Below are 18,656 nucleotides of genomic sequence, written 5' to 3' on the forward strand. Positions count from 1 at the left end.
TCGAAATGTCGCGTATTGGACGACTTCCCATCGACGTGCCTGCGGGCGTCACCGTTTCGGTCGACGGCCGTGAGGTCGCGGTGAAGGGCCCCAAGGGTGAACTCACCCTCACGGTGGCCAGCCCCATCGAGGTCGCGGTCGAGGAGAACCAGGTCGTGGTCTCCCGTCCCGACGACGAGCGCGAGTCGCGGTCGCTTCACGGCCTGACCCGCACGCTCATCAACAACAACATCATCGGCGTGACCCAGGGCTACACCAAGGGTCTCGAGGTCGTGGGTACCGGTTACCGCGTGCAGCAGAAGGGCAGCTCGGTCGAGTTCGCCCTCGGCTTCTCGCACCCGGTCCTGATCGACCCGCCCGCCGGCATCACGCTCACGGTCGAGGGCACTACCAAGCTCACCGTCAGCGGGATCGACAAGCAGGCTGTCGGTGAGGCAGCTGCGAACATCCGCAAGATCCGCAAGCCCGAGCCGTACAAGGGCAAGGGTGTGCGCTACGCCGGCGAGAACGTGCGTCGCAAGGCCGGAAAGAGTGGTAAGTAACCATGGCTCTCAAGTCAAAGTCTGACGCCCGCGCGCGTCGTCACGCCCGCCTTCGCAAGAAGGTCGTCGGCACCGAGGCGCGTCCGCGTCTCGTCGTCAACCGTTCGGCCCGCCACGTCTTCGTGCAGCTGGTCGACGACAGCAAGGGTCACACCGTGGCGTCGGCTTCGACGCTCGAGACCGACCTGCGCTCGCTCGAGGGTGACAAGACCGCCAAGGCCCGCAAGGTCGGCGAGCTCCTCGCCGAGCGTGCGAAGGCCGCTGGCGTTTCCGAGGCAGTGTTCGACCGTGGCGGCAACCGCTACGCCGGTCGTGTCGCCGCCATCGCCGACGGCGCCCGCGAGGGGGGTCTGGCACTGTGAGTGACAACAAGGAGAACGAAGTGACCGAAGCGGCTGCTGCCACTTCCGAGACGGCTGCCGGCACCACGCAGGCAGAGCCGACTCGCGATCAGCGTGATGGCCGCCGCGGTGGCCGCGGTGACCGCAACCAGGGTGGCCGCGACCGCAACTCGCGCGACCGTGGAGACAACCAGTTCCTGGAGCGCGTCGTCACCATCAACCGCGTCTCGAAGGTCGTGAAGGGTGGTCGTCGCTTCAGCTTCACCGCCCTCGTGGTCGTCGGTGACGGCAACGGTCTGGTCGGCGTCGGCTACGGCAAGGCCCGTGAGGTCCCTCTGGCGATCTCGAAGGGTGTCGAAGAGGCCAAGCGCAACTTCTTCCGCGTTCCGCGCGTCGGAAGCACCATCCCGCACCCGGTGCAGGGTGAGTCTGCTGCGGGCGTCGTCCTGCTCCGTCCGGCTGCTGCCGGTACCGGTGTCATCGCCGGTGGTCCGGTCCGCGCCGTGCTGGAGTGCGCCGGTATCCACGACGTGCTGTCGAAGTCGCTCGGCTCGTCGAACACGATCAACATCGTGCACGCGACGGTCACCGCCCTGAAGCAGCTCGAGGAGCCTCGTGCGGTCGCCGCTCGTCGTGGCCTCGAGTTCGATCAGGTCGCCCCTGCACGCCTCGTGCGTGCCGAGGCCGACGCCATCGCCGCACAGAAGGTAGGTGCCTGATGGCCGCGCGACTGAAGGTCACGCAGATCAAGTCCAAGGTGAGCGAGAAGCAGAACCAGCGCGACACGCTGCGCAGCCTCGGTCTGAAGCGGATCGGTGACACCACCGTCCGCCCCGACGACGCGCAGACGCGCGGTTACGTCAAGACCGTCGCACACCTCGTCAAGGTTGAGGAGATCGACTAATGGCTGAGAAGAACGAGGCCGTCGAGGCTGAGAAGGCCACGAAGAAGGCTGCGGTTCCCAAGGCTGCCGCCGAGAAGAAGCCGGCTGAGAAGAAGCCGGCCGCGAAGAAGGCTCCGGCCAAGACCTCCGCGGCCGACGCCAAGGCTGAGGCTCCTGCCAAGAAGCCCGCTGCCAAGAAGGCCGCGCCGGCGAAGGATGCTGCGGCGTCCCGTCCCGGTGTGCTGAAGGTGCACCACCTGCGTCCGGTCCCCGGATCCAACACCGCCAAGACTCGCGTCGGCCGTGGTGAGGGCTCCAAGGGCAAGACCGCTGGTCGTGGTACCAAGGGCACCAAGGCGCGCAACACCGTTCGCGTCGGCTTCGAGGGTGGGCAGATGCCGCTGCACATGCGCACCCCGAAGCTGCGCGGGTTCAAGAACCCGTTCCGCGTGGAGTACCAGGTCGTGAACCTGGAGAAGCTCGCGGAACTGTACCCGAAGGGTGGCGAGGTCACCATCGGCGACCTGGTCGCCAAGGGTGCCGTTCGCAAGAACGAGAAGGTCAAGGTTCTCGGAGGCGGCGACATCGCCGTGAAACTCACCGTCTCGGTCGACAAGGTCTCGGGTTCTGCCGAGCAGAAGATCGTTGCGGCGGGCGGATCCGTCAAGTAACCGCAGCACAAGAGGGGCCGGAGAATCTCCGGCCCCTCTTGTGGTTGCACACCTCGAGCCCAGACTCCGGCGCCGCGTCCCGCGGCCTGGATATCGGTGACGCGATTCGGCAACCCCGGTTTGCGTTACCCTGGTCTTTCAGCCGTCCTTCGGGTATCGGCAACCTTTTCAGGAGGAACGTCCTTGTTTAGCGCCATCGCGCGGATCTTCCGCACTCCAGACCTGCGTCGGAAGATCGGTTTCACCCTCGCCATCATCGCGATCTACCGGCTCGGCTCCAACGTCCCGGCTCCGTTCGTGAACTTCCCGAACGTCGAGGCGTGCCTCGCGGAGAACGCGGGCACCGAGGGTCTGCTCGGACTCGTCAACCTCTTCTCCGGTGGCGCACTGCTGCAGCTGTCGATCTTCGCCCTCGGTGTGATGCCGTACATCACCGCCACGATCATCACGCAGCTCCTCCGCGTGGTCATCCCGCACTTCGAGGCGCTGCACAAGGAGGGCCAGGCCGGTCAGGCCAAGCTCACCCAGTACACGCGTTACCTGACGATCGCGCTCGCACTCCTCCAGTCGACGACCCTCGTGACGGTGGCGCGCAGCGGACAGCTCTTCGGTTCGACCGACCTCGCGGCCTGCCAGCAGCTGCTCACGAACGACGTCTGGTGGGCGCAGCTGCTCATCATCATGGCGATGACCGCAGGCACCGGCCTCATCATGTGGTTCGCCGAGCTCGTCACCGAGCGCGGCATCGGCAACGGCATGTCGCTCCTCATCTTCACCTCGATCGCCGCGACGTTCCCCGGCGCGATGGGCCTCATCTGGCAGACCAAGGGCTTCGAGATCTTCCTGCTCGTGCTCCTCGTCGGCATCGTCGTGATGGGCCTGGTCGTCTTCGTCGAACAGTCGCAGCGCCGCATCCCCGTGCAGTACGCCAAGCGCATGGTCGGCCGCCGCACGTACGGCGGAACGAACACGTACATCCCGATCAAGGTCAACATGGCCGGCGTGATCCCGGTGATCTTCGCGTCGTCCCTGCTGTACATCCCGGCTCTCATCGCGCAGTTCAACACCCCGCAGGACGGATCGACTCCGCCCGAGTGGGTCACCTGGATCTCCGCGAACTTCACCACCGGCAACAGCCCGGTCTACATGGCGGCGTACTTCCTGCTGATCATCGGCTTCACCTACTTCTACGTGGCGATCACCTTCAACCCGGTCGAGGTCGCCGACAACATGAAGAAGTACGGCGGGTTCATCCCCGGCATCCGTGCCGGGCGTCCGACCGCCGAGTACCTCGACTACGTGCTCACCCGCATCACGCTTCCCGGCTCGCTGTACCTCGGTCTGATCGCCCTCATCCCGCTGATCGCGCTGGCCACGGTCGGCGCGAACCAGAACTTCCCGTTCGGCGGCGCGTCGATCCTCATCATCGTGGGTGTCGGTCTCGAGACCGTCAAGCAGATCGATGCTCAGCTGCAGCAGCGTCACTATGAAGGGCTTCTCCGATGACAGCTACCGCACGTCTTCTCATCGTCGGCCCGCAGGGCTCCGGAAAGGGCACGCAGGGCGTGCGCATCGCCGAGTCCTACGGCATCCCGGTCGTGTCGACCGGCGACATCTTCCGCGCGAACATCAAGGAGGGGACGCCTCTGGGCCAGCAGGTCACGGCCATCCTCGACAAGGGCGACCTCGTTCCGGATGAGCTGACGAGCGAGATCGTGCGTGACCGGCTCTCCCAGCCCGATGCGGCACAGGGCTTCCTGCTCGACGGCTACCCGCGCAACACGGCGCAGGTCGAGCACCTCGAGTCGTTCCTCGCCGAGCGGGGGGAGGCGCTCGACGCCGTCATCCTCCTCGACGTGCCGCGCGAGGAGAGCATGTCCCGCCTGTCGCTCCGCGCGACGGAGCAGGGGCGGTCCGACGACACCCCCGAGGCGATCGGCCATCGACTCGACATCTACGAGCGTGAGACCGCGCCGATCCTCGAGGTCTACGGCGCCAAGGGAATCGTCGACCGGATCGACGGCGTCGGCACGCTCGACGAGATCACCGAGCGGATCGCCAAGGCTCTCGCCGCGCGCGGCCTGCGCCTCGCAGCCTGAGATGTTCCGGCGGTCGATCTACAAGACCCCGGCTCAACTGCGAGCCATGGTCGAGCCCGGACTCATCACCGCGGCAGCGCTTGAGACGGTGCGGCCGCTGATCACCGCCGGAATCACGACGCTCGAACTCGATGCGGTCGCCAACCGGACGATCCTCGCCCGTGGAGCGGAGTCGAACTTCCAGCTCGTGCGGGGCTATCGCCACACGACGTGCATCTCGGTCAACGAGCAGGTCGTCCACGGGATCCCCGGCGACAGGGTCCTGCAGCCGGGCGACATCGTCTCCGTCGACTGCGGAGCGCAGTACCGCGGGTGGAACGGCGACAGCGCGATCACGGTCGTCGTGCCCGACCCGGATCGGCCGGAGCTCGTGGCGCACCGCGAGGAGCTGTCGCGGGTCACGGAAGGCTCGATGTGGGCTGGCATCGCCGCGATGGCATCCGTGTCGCACATCGATGAGATCGGCGCCGCGATCCAGGACTACATCGAGGCTCAGGGTCCTTCGGCGATCTCAGGCGAGCCGTACGGCATCCTCCGCGAGTATGTCGGCCACGGCATCGGTCGGAAGATGCACGAAGCGCCCAGCGTGTTCAACTACCGCACCCCGGACCGCGGCGAAGAGGTCAAGCCGGGCCTGGTGCTCGCCATCGAGCCGATGGTGACAGCCGGCGGCGACGCGACGTTCATCGAGGACGACGACTGGACGGTCACGACCGTCGACGGCACAGACGGCTCTCATTGGGAACATAGCGTCGCCCTGCATGATGGTGGTATCTGGGTGCTCACCGCGCCCGATGGTGGAAGAGCCGGACTCGCCCCGTTCGGGGTCGAGCCTCGAGAGATCGGAAAGTAATGGCAGCGGCGAAGAGCAACACCAACTGGTTCGCGATCGGCGTCTCCATCGCCGTTGTCGTGGTGCTGGTGGCGATCGGTGGACTCGTGGTGTTCCTCAACAACCAGGCGACGGCTCCCGGCGCTGCCCCGAAGAGCGACATCATCAACGAGGAGACGGGCGCGATCTCCTTCGGCGACGGCGAGGACGAGATCGACACCTTCGTCGACTTCATGTGCCCCATCTGCGGTGACTTCGAGAAGCAGTACGGCGAGCAGCTGCAGGCCGCAGCCGCCGACGGCACGATCACGCTGAACCTGCACCCGATCTCGATCCTCGACCGGTACTCGCAGAACACCAAGTACTCCACGCGCGCGGCCGCAGCGGTGTACTGCGTGGCGGAGAAGGCGCCGGAAGCGGCGCTGGACTACTTCAACCTCCTGTTCGCGAACCAGCCGGAGGAGAACACCCCTGGTCTCACCGACGACGAGCTCGCGGCCTTCGCCGAGCAGGCGGGCGGGGGAGCCGCCGCGGACTGCATCGCGGACGGCACGTACATGGACTTCGTCGGCGACCAGACCAAGGCCAACGACATCGCCGGCACACCGACCGTCGAGGTCAACGGCAAGCGCCTCGACCTGCAGGCCGGCGAGATCACCGAGATGGAGAAGCTGCTCGGCTGAGTCGGGAGCCTCGCACCCGGTGTTCGAGTTGCCGGATGCCTCCAGAGCGTCTAACATAGATCTTTGGTGCTTTGTGCCTTGATTCGGCGTGTCCGTCGGCGCAGCACCGCAATCCAATCACCCACCGCAGATCGACCGGTCTGCAGAAGCGTCAGCGAGGCTATGGCTAAGAAAGACGGTGTCATCGAGATCGAGGGCGTGATCTCCGAGGCTCTGCCCAACGCGATGTTCCGCGTTGAGCTCAGCAACGGACACAAGGTCCTTGCAACGATCTCCGGCAAGATGCGGCAGAACTACATCCGCATCATCCCCGAGGACCGTGTGGTCGTGGAGCTCAGCCCCTACGACCTGACCCGCGGCCGTATCGTCTACCGCTACCGCTGATCGGTCGAGAAGTAACGGCCTGCCCCGGACCGGGGCGGTACGAAGACAGCGAACAGGAAACATCATGAAGGTCAACCCCAGCGTCAAGCCCATCTGCGATCACTGCAAGGTGATCCGCCGTCACGGCCGCGTCATGGTGATCTGCAAGAGCAACCCGCGTCACAAGCAGCGCCAGGGCTGAGCCCCCGCTGCGCGGCATCGCTCGCGCACATCTCACAACTGAATACACAACGGCAGGATCAGAACCCGCGTGAGCGGGGGACACCTCGGGCGGAGGCCCGGGCACCGATCCTGTTCCACACCTCCACAACACCCAGGAGAACCGCATGGCACGTCTTGCCGGCGTTGACATCCCGCGCGACAAGCGCGTGGTGATCGCCCTTACCTACATCTACGGCGTCGGCCGTACCCGCTCGGTCGAGATCCTCAAGGCGACGGACATCGACGAGAGCATCCGCGTGAAGGACCTCAGCGACGACCAGCTGATCGCCCTCCGCGACTACATCGAAGGCAACTACAAGGTGGAGGGTGACCTGCGCCGCGAGGTCGCCGCAGACATCCGCCGCAAGGTCGAGATCGGCTCCTACGAGGGCATCCGCCACCGTCGTGGTCTCCCGGTCCGTGGTCAGCGCACCAAGACCAACGCCCGTACCCGCAAGGGCCCGAAGCGCACCGTCGCAGGCAAGAAGAAGGCCCGCTAAGCGCGGCCCCAGGGACTAGGAGAACACTGTCATGGCTGCACCCAAGGCCGCCGCGCGCAAGCCGCGCCGCAAGGAAAAGAAGAACATCGCGCTGGGCCAGGCCCACATCAAGTCGACGTTCAACAACACCATCGTTTCGATCACCGACCCGTCCGGCGCTGTCATCAGCTGGGCATCGTCGGGTGGCGTGGGCTTCAAGGGCTCGCGCAAGTCGACCCCGTACGCCGCCGGTATGGCTGCCGAGTCCGCTGCGCGTCAGGCGCAGGAGCACGGCGTCAAGAAGGTCGACGTCTTCGTGAAGGGTCCGGGCTCCGGCCGCGAGACCGCGATCCGCTCGCTGCAGGCCGCTGGCCTCGAGGTGGGTTCGATCCAGGACGTCACGCCGCAGGCGCACAACGGCTGCCGCCCGCCGAAGCGCCGCCGCGTCTGATACGCGTGTCGAGCCGCTCGGCCCTTCGTGGTCCGAGCGGCTCGTCGCCCGCGTACGGGCATCGACTTCCACAACTCAAAACCTCACCCCACCACATGTCATATAGCGGGCATGTGATCGAAAGGAACACAGAGTGCTTATTGCACAGCGTCCCACACTGACCGAGGAAAAGATCGTCGAGAACCGTAGCCGGTTCATCATCGAGCCTCTGGAGCCCGGCTTCGGTTACACGATCGGCAACGCGCTGCGCCGCAGCCTGCTGTCGTCGATCCCCGGCGCCGCGGTCACCAGCGTTCGCATCGACGGCGTGCTGCACGAGTTCAGCACCATCCCCGGCGTGAAGGAGGATGTCACCGAGATCATCCTCAACATCAAGCAGCTCGTCGTCTCCTCGGAGCGCGATGAGCCCATCACCGCGTACCTGCGCAAGACCGGTGCGGGCGAAGTCACCGCCGCAGACATCTCGGCCCCGGCCGGTGTCGAGGTGCACAACCCCGAGCTCGTCATCGCGACGCTGAACGACACCGCGAAGTTCGAGCTCGAGCTCACGATCGAGCGCGGCCGTGGCTACGTCTCCGCGACGCAGAACCGCAACGAGTACGCCGAGGCCGGTCAGATCCCGATCGACTCGATCTACTCGCCGGTCCTCAAGGTCAGCTACCGCGTCGACGCGACCCGTGCCGGGGAGCGCACCGACTTCGACAAGCTCGTCCTCGACGTCGAGACCAAGTCGGCCATCAGCCCCCGCGACGCCGTCGCCTCGGCTGCCAAGACGCTCACCGAGCTGTTCGGTCTCGCGCGCGAGCTGAACGTCGAGGCCGAGGGCATCGAGATCGGCCCGGCGCCGGTGGAGGCTGTGAACTCCAGCGAGCTGTCGATGCCGATCGAAGACCTCGACCTCTCGGTCCGCTCGTACAACTGCCTGAAGCGTGAGGGCATCAACACCGTTTCTGAACTCGTCGCCCTCTCGGAGACGCAGCTCATGAACATCCGCAATTTCGGCCAGAAGTCGGTCGACGAGGTGCGCGACAAGCTCATCTCGCTCGGTCTGTCGCTCAAGGATTCGGTGCCCGGTTTCGACGGCGCCCACTTCTACGGCGGCAGCGAAGACGAGTCCTTCTGAAACCCGACACTCTGACCAGGAGCTAGACGATTATGCCCAAGCCCACCAAGGGTCCCCGCCTCGGAGGCGGCCCCGCACACGAGCGCCTCATGCTTGCCAACCTCGCGGCGGCGCTCTACACCCACAAGTCGATCAAGACGACCGAGACGAAGGCCAAGCGCCTCCGCCCGCTCGCCGAGCGTCTGATCACCTTCGCCAAGCGTGGCGACCTGCACGCGCGTCGTCGCGTGCTGTCGGTCATCGGTGACAAGGAAGTCGTGCACGTCCTGTTCTCCGAGATCGCGCCGCTCGTGGCCGACCGTGAGGGTGGCTACACCCGCATCACGAAGGTCGGCAACCGCAAGGGCGACAACGCTCCGATGGCCGTGATCGAGCTCGTCCTCGAGCCCGTCACCCCGAAGGCGAAGTCGACCAAGAAGGCGGCTGCTCCGAAGGCCGACAAGCCCGCCGAGGTCGTCGAGGAGGCTCCCGCAGAGGAGGCTCCCGCCGCTGAGGAGGCTCCCGCAGAGGAGGCCGCCGACGCCGGTGCCGAGTCGCAGGCCGAGGGCGAAGCAGCCGAGGCTGCCGCCGAGGACGCTGTCGAGAAGAAGTCCGAGTAAGGATCTCACTCACGAAGAAGCCCGCCGCCCCTTCCGGGGTGGCGGGCTTCTTCGTGTTCCTGCGGTGTGAACCTCGAGGGATCAGGGCGACGGGGGAGTGACGGACACGACGATCGAGGTCGTGTCATCGCTCGCGTTGAGGTAGCGGTGGGGCTGGCGGGAGTCGAAGGTGATCGATTCGCCCGCGGCGATCATGTGCGTCTCGCCGGCGATCTCGACGGTCAGCTCGCCGCTGATCACGTAGGCGCACTCCGTCGACGGGTGCCCCCACGGATGCTCGGAGCTCGCGGCTCCGGGAGGGATGTCGGCCGTCAGCACCTCGAGGTCGCCGCGACCCGGTGTGAGCCGTTCGTAGACGAAACCGGCATCCGATCCGCTGAGGCGGTGGCGTGCGCCCGGGCGGCTCACCGAGACGTTGGGAGCGTCCGGATCGCTGAAGAGCGTCGCGATCGAGGCCTCGAACACCTGCGCGAGTCTGCGAAGGGAACCGAGGCTCGGATCCGCGGAGCCGCTCTCGATCTGGCTGAGCATGCTCACCGACAGGCCGGAGAGGTCGGAGAGCTGCCGGAGGGTGAGACCCTTGGCGGCTCTGAGGGATTTGAGGCGTTCGCCGAGCACGTGGTTCATCGGTCCTTTCGATCGAACGGGGTCCGTCTTGCGCGTTCGATTTCAATGTGATTGTATCTTTTAATCGCATTGAAAATCTCGATCAGATTGAAATCCGCTCCCGAAGCGCACGAGCCACCGGACCAACACTCCAGCACTCTACTGCGTCTTTCCCCTTGATCACAGGAAGTATCGACGATGAACTCATCCTTCGCGAAACCCCTTGCCCTGGCGTCCTCGCTCGTCGTGGCTGCACTCGCCCTCTCCGGTTGTTCAGCTTCATCGAACAACGCCGCCGCAAGTGGGGGAGGTACGCTCACCGTCGACACCTCCTTCGTCCTGAAGACGCTCGACCCCGGATTCGTCTACGAGCAGACCGGGAACATCATCGTGCACGCACTGTACGAGACGCTCGTGACCTACGAAGGCTCCGACGTCACGACCGTGGTGCCCGAGCTCGCCAGCGAATGGGAGCAGTCCGAAGACGGCACCGCCTGGACGTTCACGCTGAACCCCGACGCCACGTTCGCCGACGGCTCTGCGGTCACCGCGGACGACGTCGTCTTCAGCCTGACCCGCCTGCAGAACCTGCAGGGCTCGTCGTCGCAGACCGTGCAGGGCCTGACCTTCGCCGCGGACGGCGACGACACCGTGGTCGTCACCAGCCCGACGCCGAACCCGAACGTCCCTGTCGTGCTCGCGATGCCGGCCGCCAGCATCCTCAACGCCGAGGCCGCAGAGAAGCTCGGTGCCACGGATGCAGCGGACGCCGCGACCACCGACGGCATCGGCACCCAGCTCGACGAACTCAGCCTCGGCTCTGGTCCGTACGCGATCAAGAGCTACGACGCGAGCTCCAAGGTCGTCCTCGAGGCGAACGAGGACTACTGGGGCGACGCTCCGGCATACTCCCGCGTGGTGGTGCAGAACGTCGACGTGCAGAACCAGAAGCTCACGATCTCGCGGGCCAAGGCCGACGAGATCGCGCTCGACCTCTCCGGCCCCCAGGCCGCCGAGCTCTCCGACGACCTGCAGGTCTCCGGCGTCGCCGACACCTCGTACTTCCTCAGCCTGAACCAGGACCCTGCGGTATCGGAGATCACCTCCAACCCGGCCTTCGTCGCCGCGCTGCGCGCGACCGTCGACGGCGCCGGCATCGCCGAGCTCTTCGGCGAGGGGGCGACCGCCGCCGCAGGCCTGGTCCCGCCCGCCTTCGGCGGCGCCCTGGACGAGTCCGAGGTGCAGCCGCAGGACATCGACGCCGCAGTCGCGCTCCTGGAGGAGGCCGGCATCAGCGCGCCGAAGGCCGACCTGATCTACCCGGCCATCACCTACCGCGGTGTCGACCTGGGAACCATCGTCACGAAGGTGCAGCAGGACGCGAAGAAGGCGGGCATCGAGATCGAACTCCAGCCGCAGCCGATCAACGTCTTCCTGCAGTCGCAGTCGGAGGGCAAGAACGAGATCAACTTCTCGCCGAACAGCCTGAACTACCCGGCATCCGACTCGCTCGTCAACAACATGGCACCGGGCGCGTCGACCTCCACCCGCGTCGGCTGGACCGCGGAGCGCGCCGACCCGCGCGCCGTCGAAGCGAGCGACGCCGTCAACGCCGAGGTGACGCCCGAGGGACGCACCGAGGCGATGGTCGAATGGCAGAAGGTCATGAACGAGACCTCGCCGTACGTCGTGCTGGCCAACAACGCGGGAATCGTCGTCGCCACCGCCAACCTGGTCGGTGCGGACTACACACCCGCCGGATGGACGGTCGATCTCGCGGCCATCGCTGCGAAGTAACCCGCCCCGGTCGGCCGCCCGTCGCTCCTTTCGGGCGGCCGACCTCCGGTTCTCTCCCTCACCGAAGGCGAACGAGCAAAGCCAGCTCTCCTGCACATGATCGGCCGACGGCTGATCAGCGCGATCATCCTGCTCTGGGGCGTCACCGTGGTGACCTTCGCGCTCATGACCATCGTGCCCGGCGACCCCGCGGCGGCCAACCTGTCTCAGCAGGCGTACGACGATCCCGAGCTGCGCGCCGCATTCGAGCGCAAGTGGGGCCTCGATCAACCCGTCTGGGTGCAGTACGGCCGCTACATGGCGAACCTGTTCCAGGGCGACCTCGGCGTCTCGCAGCAGACGCATCGGCCGATCACCCAGGACCTCGCGCAGTACATCCCCGCGACGCTCGAGATCGCGCTGCCGGCGATGATCCTCGCGATCGTCATCGCCGTCGCCCTTGGCATGATCGCCGCCACCCGCAAGGGATCGGCGATCGACGGCGGCATCCGCGGCGTCTCCCTCATCGGTCTGTCCACCCCGCCGTTCTGGCTGGCTCTGGTCGCCCTCTACGTGTTCTTCTACGCGCTGGGCGTCGTGCCCAACGGCGGTCGCCTGAGCAACGAGTACGACCCGCCGCCCACCGTCACCGGGATGTACAGCCTCGACGCCGTCCTGGCGGGGCAGTGGGACGTGTTCGCCGACGCGGTGTGGCACCTCGTGCTCCCGGTCGGCATCCTGACCGCGCTCACCGTCTCCGGGCTGCTGCGGTTCGTGCGGTCGGCGATGATCGAGGTGCTGGACGCCGAGTACATCCGCGCCGCGACCGCGAAGGGCCTTCCGCGTCGCACCATCACCTGGCGGCACGTGTTCAAGGCCGGCCTGCTGCCCGTGCTCACCGTGACCGGCCTGATGTTCGCCTCGCTGCTCGGCGGCGCCGTCCTCGTCGAGCAGGTGCTCTCCTGGCCGGGCCTCGGGCAGTACGCCTACAAGAGCGCGCTCTCGCTCGACCTGCAGGCCATCCTCGGCGTGACGCTCTTCATCGCCGTGGTCTACACGCTGATCAACCTCCTCGTCGACGTGTTGTACACGATCGTGGACCCCCGGATCGGAGCGAAATGACCATCCTGTCCTCCGACCGGCTCGCCGTGGCGAAGGAGCCACGCCGACGCGGCCTCTTCCGCAGTCGCAGATTCACGCCGCGAACCTCGTTCTGGACCCCCGTGACCGTGGTGTCGACCGCCGTCATCGCCGCCTGGGCGCTCGCAGCGCTTCTCGCGCCCGTGATCTCGCCGTACGACCCGCTCGAGACGAGCGGTCCGTTCCTGCAGGAGCCCACCGCGGAGCACTGGATGGGCACCGACGACCTGGGTCGCGATGTGCTCACCCGCGTCATCTACGGTGCGCAGCTCTCGCTTCCGCTCGCCCTCGCGATCGTGGTGTTCTCGCTGCTCGTCGGCGGCACCGTCGGGCTCGCGGCCGGCTATTTCGGCAAGGCCGCAGACAACGTGCTGATGCGCGTGGCCGACCTCGTGCTCGCCTTCCCGCAGATCATCCTCGCGATGGCGGTCGCCGCGGCGTTCGGGCCGAGTGTCGGCAACGCCGTGCTCGCGCTCGTGATCGTGTCGTGGCCGCTGTACGCCAGGATCATCCGCAGCTCCGTGCTCAGCGTGCGCGAGCAGGAGTACGTGTACTCCGGGCGCCTTCTCGGGTCGACGACCATGAAGTCCATCGTGAAGGACGTCATCCCCAACAGTGCAGGACCGGCGCTGGTCATGGCCACGATCGAGCTGGGGAACGCGATCCTCATGCTCGCGGCGCTCTCGTTCCTCGGCCTCGGGCCTCGGCCCCCGGCGGCGGAGTGGGGCGCGATGATCGCCCTGGGGTCGCAGAACCTCGCCAACTGGTGGATCAGCCTGTTCCCCGGCCTCGCGATCCTCACCATCGTGATGGCCTTCAACCTGCTCGGCGACGCGATCCAGGACTACCTCGACCCGCGCTCCCGGAATGCGAGGAAGCGATGACCGCTGCGCCCCTCCTCTCGATCGAGGACCTCTCCGTCGTGATGCCGACCCCCGACGGCCAGGTCGAGCTCGTGCACGACACGAACATCCGCATCGCCGAGGGCGAGGTCGTCGGCCTCGCGGGCGAGAGCGGCTCCGGCAAGAGCATGACCGCATCCGCCGTGATGGGCATCCTGCCCGAAGGCGCGACCGCGTCAGGGAAGGTGATGTTCGATGGTCGCGACCTGCTGACCCTCAGCACGCGCGAGCTCGACGAGGTGCGCGGAAACCGCATCTCGATCGTCTTCCAGGACCCGACGGCGGCGCTGCACCCGCTGCTGCGCATCGGCACGCAGATCACCGAGCACCTGATCCACCACACCGGTGTGAGCAAGAAGCAGGCGACGGCGCGCGCTATCGAGCTGCTCGACCTGGTGCGCATCCGCGACCCGCGTCAGGCGATCACCGCCTACCCGCACCAGTTCTCGGGTGGCATGCGGCAGCGCGCCGCCATCGCGATCGCGCTCGCGTGCGAACCGAGGCTGCTGATCGCCGACGAGCCGACCACGGCACTCGACGTCACCGTGCAGGCCGGCATCCTGCGCCTCTTCGACCGGCTCGCCCGCGAGACAGGGGTGTCGATGCTCTTCATCACGCACGACCTCGGCGTCATGAGCGCGATCGCGGACCGCACCTACATCTTCAAGGACGGAACGGTGGTCGAGCACGGCGCCACCAACGAGATCCTCAACACCCCGTCGCACGAGTACACCAGGGCGTTGATCGCCTCGCGCGCGCAGTCGCTCGCGGCCGAGCGGACCCCCCGAGGAGAGGCACGATGAGCGCGCTGGAGATCGAGGACGTCGTCGTCACCCACCGGCGGCGAGGTGCGCCTCCTGTACACGCCGTCAAGGGCGTCTCCCTGACCGTCGAGCGCGGTCAGATCGTCGGCCTCGTCGGCGAGTCGGGGTGCGGCAAATCCTCGCTCGCCCGGGTCGCCGTCGGCATCGATCGCCCCACCTCCGGTGCGGTGCGCTTCGAGGGGGAGTCGCTGCATCCGCTGACGATGCGGCGTCGTCCGCGCCGGGACCGCGGCCTGCAGATGGTGTTCCAGAATCCGTACGCCTCGCTCAGCCCGCGCCGCTCGATCGGCGCGCAGCTGTTGGACGGCGCTCCCACCGCACTCGACCGCGCGGCCGGTGCCGCGGAGGTGGCACGTCTGCTGCGTCTGGTCGGCCTCGACGAGTCCGCGGCGTCGCGTTACCCCGCGCAGTTCTCGGGCGGTCAGCGTCAGCGCCTCGCGATCGCACGCGCGCTGGCCGCGAAGCCCAGCGTGGTGGTCGCCGATGAACCCGTCACCGCACTCGACGCCTTCTCCTCGGCGCAGATCGTCGAGCTGCTGCAGGACCTCGTGCGCGACCTCGGCATGGCGATGCTGTTCATCTCGCACGACCTGTCGCTCGTGCGTGCGATCGCCGACGAGACCGCGGTCATGTACGCGGGTGAGATCATCGAGCGCGGACCGAGCGAGCAGCTGTGGCAGAACTCGCAGCATCCGTACACGCAGCGTCTCATCGAGGCGATCCCGGAGATCGGGACCACGAAGAAGCTGCCCGGCCGAGAAGAAGACCTGGCGGGGACCGGAGCGGTTCCCACCCGAGGAGGAGAAGCATGATCGCCATCGACCAGGACCGCCGCACCCTCCTCACGGGAGCGCGGATCTTCGACGGACGCTCCGACCGCCTGCATGACGACCTCGACGTGCTCGTCGACGCCGAGGGCAGGATCGCGGCCGTCGGACCCGCCGGAACGCTGGACGCGGGCGACGCCCGCGTCGTCGACCTCTCGGGGCGCGTGCTCAGCCCCGGGCTCATCAACATGCACGTGCACCTCGGCCTCGCGCTGCCCGGCACCGCCGGTGCGGCGATCGCCTCGAAGGGCGACCCCGACCTGCTGCTCGTGATGGCGGACAGCGCGCGGCGCACCCTGCACGCCGGCGTCACCACCGCGCGGCTCGTCGGCGAAAGCCGCTACCTCGACTTCGCCCTGCGCCGAGGCATCGACGCGGGCATCGTCGCCGGACCGCGCCTCTACACGGCAGGCCACGCCCTGTGCTGCACCGGCGGACACGGCTGGGAGTCTGACGCGCTCGAGGGCGACGGGGCCGACGACCTCCGGCGCCTGACGAGGCTGCAGATCCGGCACGGAGCCGACCTGATCAAGGTCTGCATCTCGGGCGGGATCGCCGGAGAGCACGAGCAGATCGACACCCCTCAGCTGACCGACGACGAGATGGCCGCCGTCATCCAGACCGCGCACGACTGGGGCCGCAAGGTGACCGCGCACGTCGGGCCGTCCGAGACCCTCCGCCGTGCGATCGAGCTGGGACTGGACTGCGTCGAGCACGGGTACGAGCTCACCCGCGAGGTCACCGACCTGATGAGCGAGCGCGGCGTCTGGTACGTGCCGACCATCTCGGTGAGCCGCTGCGAGGAGTTCTTCGACGCGCAGGGAGTGCCCTCCTGGATGAAGGAGCGCGCGCTCGGCGCGGGGCCCCGGCACTGGGAGAGCCTGGAGAACGCCATCGCCAGCGGTGTGCGCATCGCAATGGGGACGGACATGCCCCCGGCCGCGGCCTTCGACGGGACGACCGCGACGGTGCGCGAGATGGAGTTCATGGTCGACGCGGGCATGACGCCGCTCGACGTGATGCGGTCGGCGACCTCGCATGCCGCGGAGCTGCTCGGCGCCGACGACCTCGGTGTCATCCGCGAGGGTGCGCGCGCGGACTTCATCGTCACGGCGGCCGACCCGACGTCTGACGTCGCCGCGCTCCGCGGGATCGACTGGGTGATGCAGGGCGGCATCGTGGTGCGAGACGACCGGGCCTCGCGATGACCCGTCCGACCATCCGCATCGCCGACGCCTACGTGGCTGCCCTCGCGGAGCACGAGCCGACCGCCGCACAGGCGCTCGGCGTCCCGGCGGGCGACCGGCTGCCGGACTTCAGCGCGGCCTGGGCGACCGAGCGACGGGACCTGGACGCGCGCACTCGCGCGGAGCTCGCCGCCGTGGAGCCGGCACCGCAGGACGCGGGGCTGCATGCCGCTCTGCGCGAGCGCATGGACAGCGACGTCGCGCTGTTCGACACCGGGTTCTCCGCCCGGCTGCTCGCCCCGCTCGCGACACCGGTGCACCAGATCCGCGAGGCCTTCGACGACGTCGAGGTCGCCGACGACACCTCGGGCGACGTGGTGATCGAGCGGCTGGCCGCTGTGCCACACGCGATCACCCAGCTGCAGGAGCGACTGCGATGGGCGCGGTCAGCGGGGGAGCGCGGAGAGTTCTCCGGGACGGGCGTCGCTGCGGCGCGGCAGGTACGCGAGGTCGCGGATCAGGTCGCGGGGTGGATCGACCCCGACGGCGTCGACTACTTCCGCTCCCTCCGGAGGGCAGCGCTGTCTCCCGCTCGACGGTCCGCGCTCGACCGGGCGGCGCAGGCCGCCACCGCGTCCATGGCGGAGTTCGAGCGGATGCTGCGCGAGGAGCTGCTCCCCGTTGCGCCGCAGCAGGATGCCGTGGGGGAGATCGTCTACCGCGCCACGGCGCAGAGCTTCCTCGGCACCGCGCTCGATCTCGACGAGGTGTACGACTACGGCTGGAGCGAGCTGGACCGCCTGTGGCGCGCCGCCCGCGCGGTCGCGGGAGAGATCGTCGGCGTCTCCGGTCAGGCCGATGTGGCGGAGGCAGCACGCGTGCTCGCCGCCGACGCCGACAGCCGGGTGGACGCGGACGACGTCGTCGGCTGGCTCCGGGACCGCCTGGACTGGACGCTGGAGCGGGTGGACGGCACGGCCTTCCGCCTCGCGGCCGACATCCGCGAGGTCGACATCGTCGTCCCGCGGGCGGCGAAGGGCGTCGTTTACTACACGCCGGGCGCGCCGGACGGTTCGGTCCGCAGCAAGAGCGTGTGGACGCTCCCCGCCGGCGCCTCCTCGGTGCCGACCTGGCAGGAGCTCACGAGCCTGCATCACGAGGGCGTGCCTGGCCACCACCTGGAACATGCGGTCAACAGGGCGAACACGTCTCTGCATCCGTGGCAGCGCTACCTGTGCGAGATCCACGGCTACGCGGAAGGGTGGGCGCACTACTCCGAGGCGCTGTCGGACGAGCTCGGGCTGCTGCGTACCCCGGCCGAGCGCCTCGGGATGCTGCTGGGCCAACTGTGGCGCACCGTGCGCATCGTCGCGGACATCGGGCTGCACACCGGTCGTCCGGTGCGCCGCAACGAGGTGACGGACCGCACCGAGTGGACCCCGGAGATCGCGCGGGACTTCCTCGTGCACTACGGCCTCGTCGACCCGGCGACCGCTCGCTTCGAAGTCGACCGCTACCTCGGTTGGCCCGGTCAGGCGCTCGCGTTCAAGGTCGGGGCCAAGCTCTGGGATGAGGCCCGCACCGCGAGCGGGGCCTCGGCGCTCGACTTCCACACCCGGGCTCTCGCGCTCGGGCCGATGGGCCTCGCGCCGCTGCGCGACAGCCTGCTGCACGACTCGATGAAGGAAGACGCATGACCACCCAGACGGACCTCGAGCGCTTCGTCCTCGACCTGTACCGCGACCTCGCCGACCGCGCGGCCTTCGACGCGCGACTCGCCGCCGACGTGACCGTGTGGGAGACGCCGTGGCCCACGCTCATGCACGGCATCGCCGAACTCGACGAGCTGCGCGGACCCGCCGTGTCCCCCGAGGAGCGACGTGCGAGCCTGCCGCGCGTCGTACCCACCCGGATCGTGACGAGCGACTTCGGCGACACCGGCGTGATCCGCTACGAGCTGGAGGTGCGCCCGGCCGACGACGACCGACTGATCGAACGGGTGCGCGTCACCGACGTGGTGCGCCGCGACGAGGGCGGTTGGCGGATCGTGCACCACCACGCCCAGGACATGCCCGTCGCGTAAGCGGCCGAGCCGGAGAAGGAGAC

General features: G+C 67.9%; 24 protein-coding genes. 23 read left to right on the forward strand and 1 reads right to left on the reverse strand.

Annotated features, from left to right (window positions below; all coding sequences use genetic code 11):
• Positions 1 to 5: 5 nt before the first annotated feature.
• From rplF to rplQ, 15 genes are all read left to right on the forward strand, one after another.
• Complete coding sequence (gene rplF / locus AB0E56_RS07635) at positions 6 to 542, forward strand: 50S ribosomal protein L6 (protein WP_359797913.1); 537 nt, start codon at positions 6 to 8, stop codon at positions 540 to 542.
• Positions 543 to 544: 2 nt separating this feature from the next.
• On the forward strand, positions 545 to 904 hold the full coding sequence (gene rplR / locus AB0E56_RS07640; RefSeq protein WP_017201578.1) for a 50S ribosomal protein L18: 360 nt from the start codon (positions 545 to 547) through the stop codon (positions 902 to 904).
• Between the two features lie 20 nt (positions 905 to 924).
• Positions 925 to 1,602 carry a 30S ribosomal protein S5 gene (gene rpsE, locus AB0E56_RS07645; protein WP_359797915.1) on the forward strand — a complete coding sequence of 226 codons (678 nt, stop codon included), beginning with the start codon at positions 925 to 927 and terminating at the stop codon, positions 1,600 to 1,602.
• On the forward strand, positions 1,602 to 1,787 hold the full coding sequence (rpmD, locus tag AB0E56_RS07650) for a 50S ribosomal protein L30 (protein ID WP_017201575.1): 186 nt from the start codon (positions 1,602 to 1,604) through the stop codon (positions 1,785 to 1,787). Before rpsE ends, rpmD begins: the two co-directional genes overlap by 1 nt.
• Positions 1,787 to 2,437, forward strand: a complete 651-nt coding sequence (rplO, locus tag AB0E56_RS07655; RefSeq protein ID WP_359797917.1) for a 50S ribosomal protein L15 — start codon at positions 1,787 to 1,789, stop codon at positions 2,435 to 2,437. The genes rpmD and rplO overlap by 1 nt, the downstream gene beginning before the upstream one ends.
• Positions 2,438 to 2,620: 183 nt before the next feature.
• Positions 2,621 to 3,943: a preprotein translocase subunit SecY gene (gene secY, locus AB0E56_RS07660; RefSeq protein WP_359797919.1), complete on the forward strand. Its 1,323-nt coding sequence runs from the start codon at positions 2,621 to 2,623 to the stop codon at positions 3,941 to 3,943.
• Positions 3,940 to 4,536 carry an adenylate kinase gene (locus tag AB0E56_RS07665; RefSeq protein WP_359797920.1) on the forward strand — a complete coding sequence of 199 codons (597 nt, stop codon included), beginning with the start codon at positions 3,940 to 3,942 and terminating at the stop codon, positions 4,534 to 4,536. The genes secY and AB0E56_RS07665 overlap by 4 nt, the downstream gene beginning before the upstream one ends.
• A gap of 1 nt (position 4,537) precedes the next feature.
• A complete protein-coding gene (map, locus tag AB0E56_RS07670; protein WP_359797922.1) occupies positions 4,538 to 5,389 on the forward strand; it encodes a type I methionyl aminopeptidase in 852 nt (283 codons plus the stop codon).
• Entirely contained in the window at positions 5,389 to 6,051 is a 663-nt protein-coding gene (locus AB0E56_RS07675; protein ID WP_359797924.1) for a thioredoxin domain-containing protein, read from the forward strand. Before map ends, AB0E56_RS07675 begins: the two co-directional genes overlap by 1 nt.
• A 162-nt stretch (positions 6,052 to 6,213) precedes the next feature.
• Positions 6,214 to 6,435, forward strand: a complete 222-nt coding sequence (infA, locus tag AB0E56_RS07680; RefSeq protein WP_017201569.1) for a translation initiation factor IF-1 — start codon at positions 6,214 to 6,216, stop codon at positions 6,433 to 6,435.
• Positions 6,436 to 6,499: 64 nt separating this feature from the next.
• Positions 6,500 to 6,616 carry a 50S ribosomal protein L36 gene (rpmJ, locus tag AB0E56_RS07685; RefSeq protein ID WP_005050492.1) on the forward strand — a complete coding sequence of 39 codons (117 nt, stop codon included), beginning with the start codon at positions 6,500 to 6,502 and terminating at the stop codon, positions 6,614 to 6,616.
• A 145-nt stretch (positions 6,617 to 6,761) separates the two neighbouring features.
• The gene (gene rpsM / locus AB0E56_RS07690) at positions 6,762 to 7,136 is read left to right on the forward strand and encodes a 30S ribosomal protein S13 (RefSeq protein WP_359797927.1); all 375 of its coding nucleotides are present in this window, start codon (positions 6,762 to 6,764) and stop codon (positions 7,134 to 7,136) included.
• 31 nt (positions 7,137 to 7,167) lie between these two features.
• On the forward strand, positions 7,168 to 7,566 hold the full coding sequence (rpsK, locus tag AB0E56_RS07695; protein ID WP_045249905.1) for a 30S ribosomal protein S11: 399 nt from the start codon (positions 7,168 to 7,170) through the stop codon (positions 7,564 to 7,566).
• Positions 7,567 to 7,699: 133 nt separating this feature from the next.
• Positions 7,700 to 8,689 carry a DNA-directed RNA polymerase subunit alpha gene (locus AB0E56_RS07700; RefSeq protein ID WP_017201565.1) on the forward strand — a complete coding sequence of 330 codons (990 nt, stop codon included), beginning with the start codon at positions 7,700 to 7,702 and terminating at the stop codon, positions 8,687 to 8,689.
• 32 nt (positions 8,690 to 8,721) lie between these two features.
• The gene (gene rplQ, locus AB0E56_RS07705; RefSeq protein WP_359797930.1) at positions 8,722 to 9,288 is read left to right on the forward strand and encodes a 50S ribosomal protein L17; all 567 of its coding nucleotides are present in this window, start codon (positions 8,722 to 8,724) and stop codon (positions 9,286 to 9,288) included.
• Positions 9,289 to 9,369: 81 nt separating this feature from the next.
• Here the strand turns inward: rplQ and AB0E56_RS07710 are convergent, their stop codons facing one another.
• On the reverse strand, positions 9,370 to 9,915 hold the full coding sequence (locus AB0E56_RS07710; RefSeq protein ID WP_359797931.1) for an XRE family transcriptional regulator: 546 nt from the start codon (positions 9,913 to 9,915) through the stop codon (positions 9,370 to 9,372).
• Positions 9,916 to 10,092: 177 nt separating this feature from the next.
• Between AB0E56_RS07710 and AB0E56_RS07715 the strand changes: the two genes are divergently transcribed.
• The 8 genes from AB0E56_RS07715 (at position 10,093) to AB0E56_RS07750 (ending at position 18,633) form a co-directional block, all read left to right on the forward strand.
• Entirely contained in the window at positions 10,093 to 11,691 is a 1,599-nt protein-coding gene (locus AB0E56_RS07715; protein ID WP_359797933.1) for an ABC transporter substrate-binding protein, read from the forward strand.
• 96 nt (positions 11,692 to 11,787) lie between these two features.
• Positions 11,788 to 12,792 (forward strand): ABC transporter permease, encoded by a 1,005-nt coding sequence (locus AB0E56_RS07720; protein WP_359797934.1) that lies wholly within the window; start codon positions 11,788 to 11,790, stop codon positions 12,790 to 12,792.
• Complete coding sequence (locus tag AB0E56_RS07725) at positions 12,789 to 13,694, forward strand: ABC transporter permease (protein WP_359797935.1); 906 nt, start codon at positions 12,789 to 12,791, stop codon at positions 13,692 to 13,694. The genes AB0E56_RS07720 and AB0E56_RS07725 overlap by 4 nt, the downstream gene beginning before the upstream one ends.
• Positions 13,691 to 14,515 carry an ABC transporter ATP-binding protein gene (locus AB0E56_RS07730; RefSeq protein WP_359797937.1) on the forward strand — a complete coding sequence of 275 codons (825 nt, stop codon included), beginning with the start codon at positions 13,691 to 13,693 and terminating at the stop codon, positions 14,513 to 14,515. Before AB0E56_RS07725 ends, AB0E56_RS07730 begins: the two co-directional genes overlap by 4 nt.
• Entirely contained in the window at positions 14,512 to 15,348 is an 837-nt protein-coding gene (locus tag AB0E56_RS07735) for an ATP-binding cassette domain-containing protein (protein WP_359797939.1), read from the forward strand. Before AB0E56_RS07730 ends, AB0E56_RS07735 begins: the two co-directional genes overlap by 4 nt.
• The gene (locus tag AB0E56_RS07740; protein ID WP_359797941.1) at positions 15,345 to 16,571 is read left to right on the forward strand and encodes an amidohydrolase family protein; all 1,227 of its coding nucleotides are present in this window, start codon (positions 15,345 to 15,347) and stop codon (positions 16,569 to 16,571) included. Before AB0E56_RS07735 ends, AB0E56_RS07740 begins: the two co-directional genes overlap by 4 nt.
• Positions 16,568 to 18,247 carry a DUF885 domain-containing protein gene (locus AB0E56_RS07745; RefSeq protein WP_359797943.1) on the forward strand — a complete coding sequence of 560 codons (1,680 nt, stop codon included), beginning with the start codon at positions 16,568 to 16,570 and terminating at the stop codon, positions 18,245 to 18,247. The genes AB0E56_RS07740 and AB0E56_RS07745 overlap by 4 nt, the downstream gene beginning before the upstream one ends.
• Positions 18,244 to 18,633 carry a nuclear transport factor 2 family protein gene (locus tag AB0E56_RS07750; RefSeq protein WP_359797944.1) on the forward strand — a complete coding sequence of 130 codons (390 nt, stop codon included), beginning with the start codon at positions 18,244 to 18,246 and terminating at the stop codon, positions 18,631 to 18,633. Before AB0E56_RS07745 ends, AB0E56_RS07750 begins: the two co-directional genes overlap by 4 nt.
• Positions 18,634 to 18,656 lie beyond the last annotated feature (23 nt).

It is taken from the genome of Microbacterium sp. NPDC028030 (assembly GCF_040637855.1).
Lineage (GTDB): Bacteria > Actinomycetota > Actinomycetes > Actinomycetales > Microbacteriaceae > Microbacterium.

Excerpts from the sequence above, each read along its gene's own strand:
- AB0E56_RS07725 (WP_359797935.1), top strand. The coding sequence starts at position 12,789 with ATGACCATCCTGTCCTCCGACCGGCTCGCCGTGGCGAAGGAGCCACGC.
- map (WP_359797922.1), top strand. The coding sequence starts at position 4,538 with ATGTTCCGGCGGTCGATCTACAAGACCCCGGCTCAACTGCGAGCCATG.
- rpsM (WP_359797927.1), top strand. The coding sequence starts at position 6,762 with ATGGCACGTCTTGCCGGCGTTGACATCCCGCGCGACAAGCGCGTGGTG.
- AB0E56_RS07735 (WP_359797939.1), top strand. The coding sequence starts at position 14,512 with ATGAGCGCGCTGGAGATCGAGGACGTCGTCGTCACCCACCGGCGGCGA.
- rplQ (WP_359797930.1), top strand. The coding sequence starts at position 8,722 with ATGCCCAAGCCCACCAAGGGTCCCCGCCTCGGAGGCGGCCCCGCACAC.
- AB0E56_RS07730 (WP_359797937.1), top strand. The coding sequence starts at position 13,691 with ATGACCGCTGCGCCCCTCCTCTCGATCGAGGACCTCTCCGTCGTGATG.
- AB0E56_RS07675 (WP_359797924.1), top strand. The coding sequence starts at position 5,389 with ATGGCAGCGGCGAAGAGCAACACCAACTGGTTCGCGATCGGCGTCTCC.
- rpmD (WP_017201575.1), top strand. The coding sequence starts at position 1,602 with ATGGCCGCGCGACTGAAGGTCACGCAGATCAAGTCCAAGGTGAGCGAG.
- rplF (WP_359797913.1), top strand. The coding sequence starts at position 6 with ATGTCGCGTATTGGACGACTTCCCATCGACGTGCCTGCGGGCGTCACC.
- rpmJ (WP_005050492.1), top strand. The coding sequence starts at position 6,500 with ATGAAGGTCAACCCCAGCGTCAAGCCCATCTGCGATCACTGCAAGGTG.
- AB0E56_RS07710 (WP_359797931.1), bottom strand. The coding sequence starts at position 9,915 with ATGAACCACGTGCTCGGCGAACGCCTCAAATCCCTCAGAGCCGCCAAG.
- AB0E56_RS07740 (WP_359797941.1), top strand. The coding sequence starts at position 15,345 with ATGATCGCCATCGACCAGGACCGCCGCACCCTCCTCACGGGAGCGCGG.
- AB0E56_RS07715 (WP_359797933.1), top strand. The coding sequence starts at position 10,093 with ATGAACTCATCCTTCGCGAAACCCCTTGCCCTGGCGTCCTCGCTCGTC.
- AB0E56_RS07750 (WP_359797944.1), top strand. The coding sequence starts at position 18,244 with ATGACCACCCAGACGGACCTCGAGCGCTTCGTCCTCGACCTGTACCGC.
- AB0E56_RS07745 (WP_359797943.1), top strand. The coding sequence starts at position 16,568 with ATGACCCGTCCGACCATCCGCATCGCCGACGCCTACGTGGCTGCCCTC.
- infA (WP_017201569.1), top strand. The coding sequence starts at position 6,214 with ATGGCTAAGAAAGACGGTGTCATCGAGATCGAGGGCGTGATCTCCGAG.
- AB0E56_RS07720 (WP_359797934.1), top strand. The coding sequence starts at position 11,788 with ATGATCGGCCGACGGCTGATCAGCGCGATCATCCTGCTCTGGGGCGTC.
- rplR (WP_017201578.1), top strand. The coding sequence starts at position 545 with ATGGCTCTCAAGTCAAAGTCTGACGCCCGCGCGCGTCGTCACGCCCGC.
- rpsK (WP_045249905.1), top strand. The coding sequence starts at position 7,168 with ATGGCTGCACCCAAGGCCGCCGCGCGCAAGCCGCGCCGCAAGGAAAAG.
- rplO (WP_359797917.1), top strand. The coding sequence starts at position 1,787 with ATGGCTGAGAAGAACGAGGCCGTCGAGGCTGAGAAGGCCACGAAGAAG.
- AB0E56_RS07665 (WP_359797920.1), top strand. The coding sequence starts at position 3,940 with ATGACAGCTACCGCACGTCTTCTCATCGTCGGCCCGCAGGGCTCCGGA.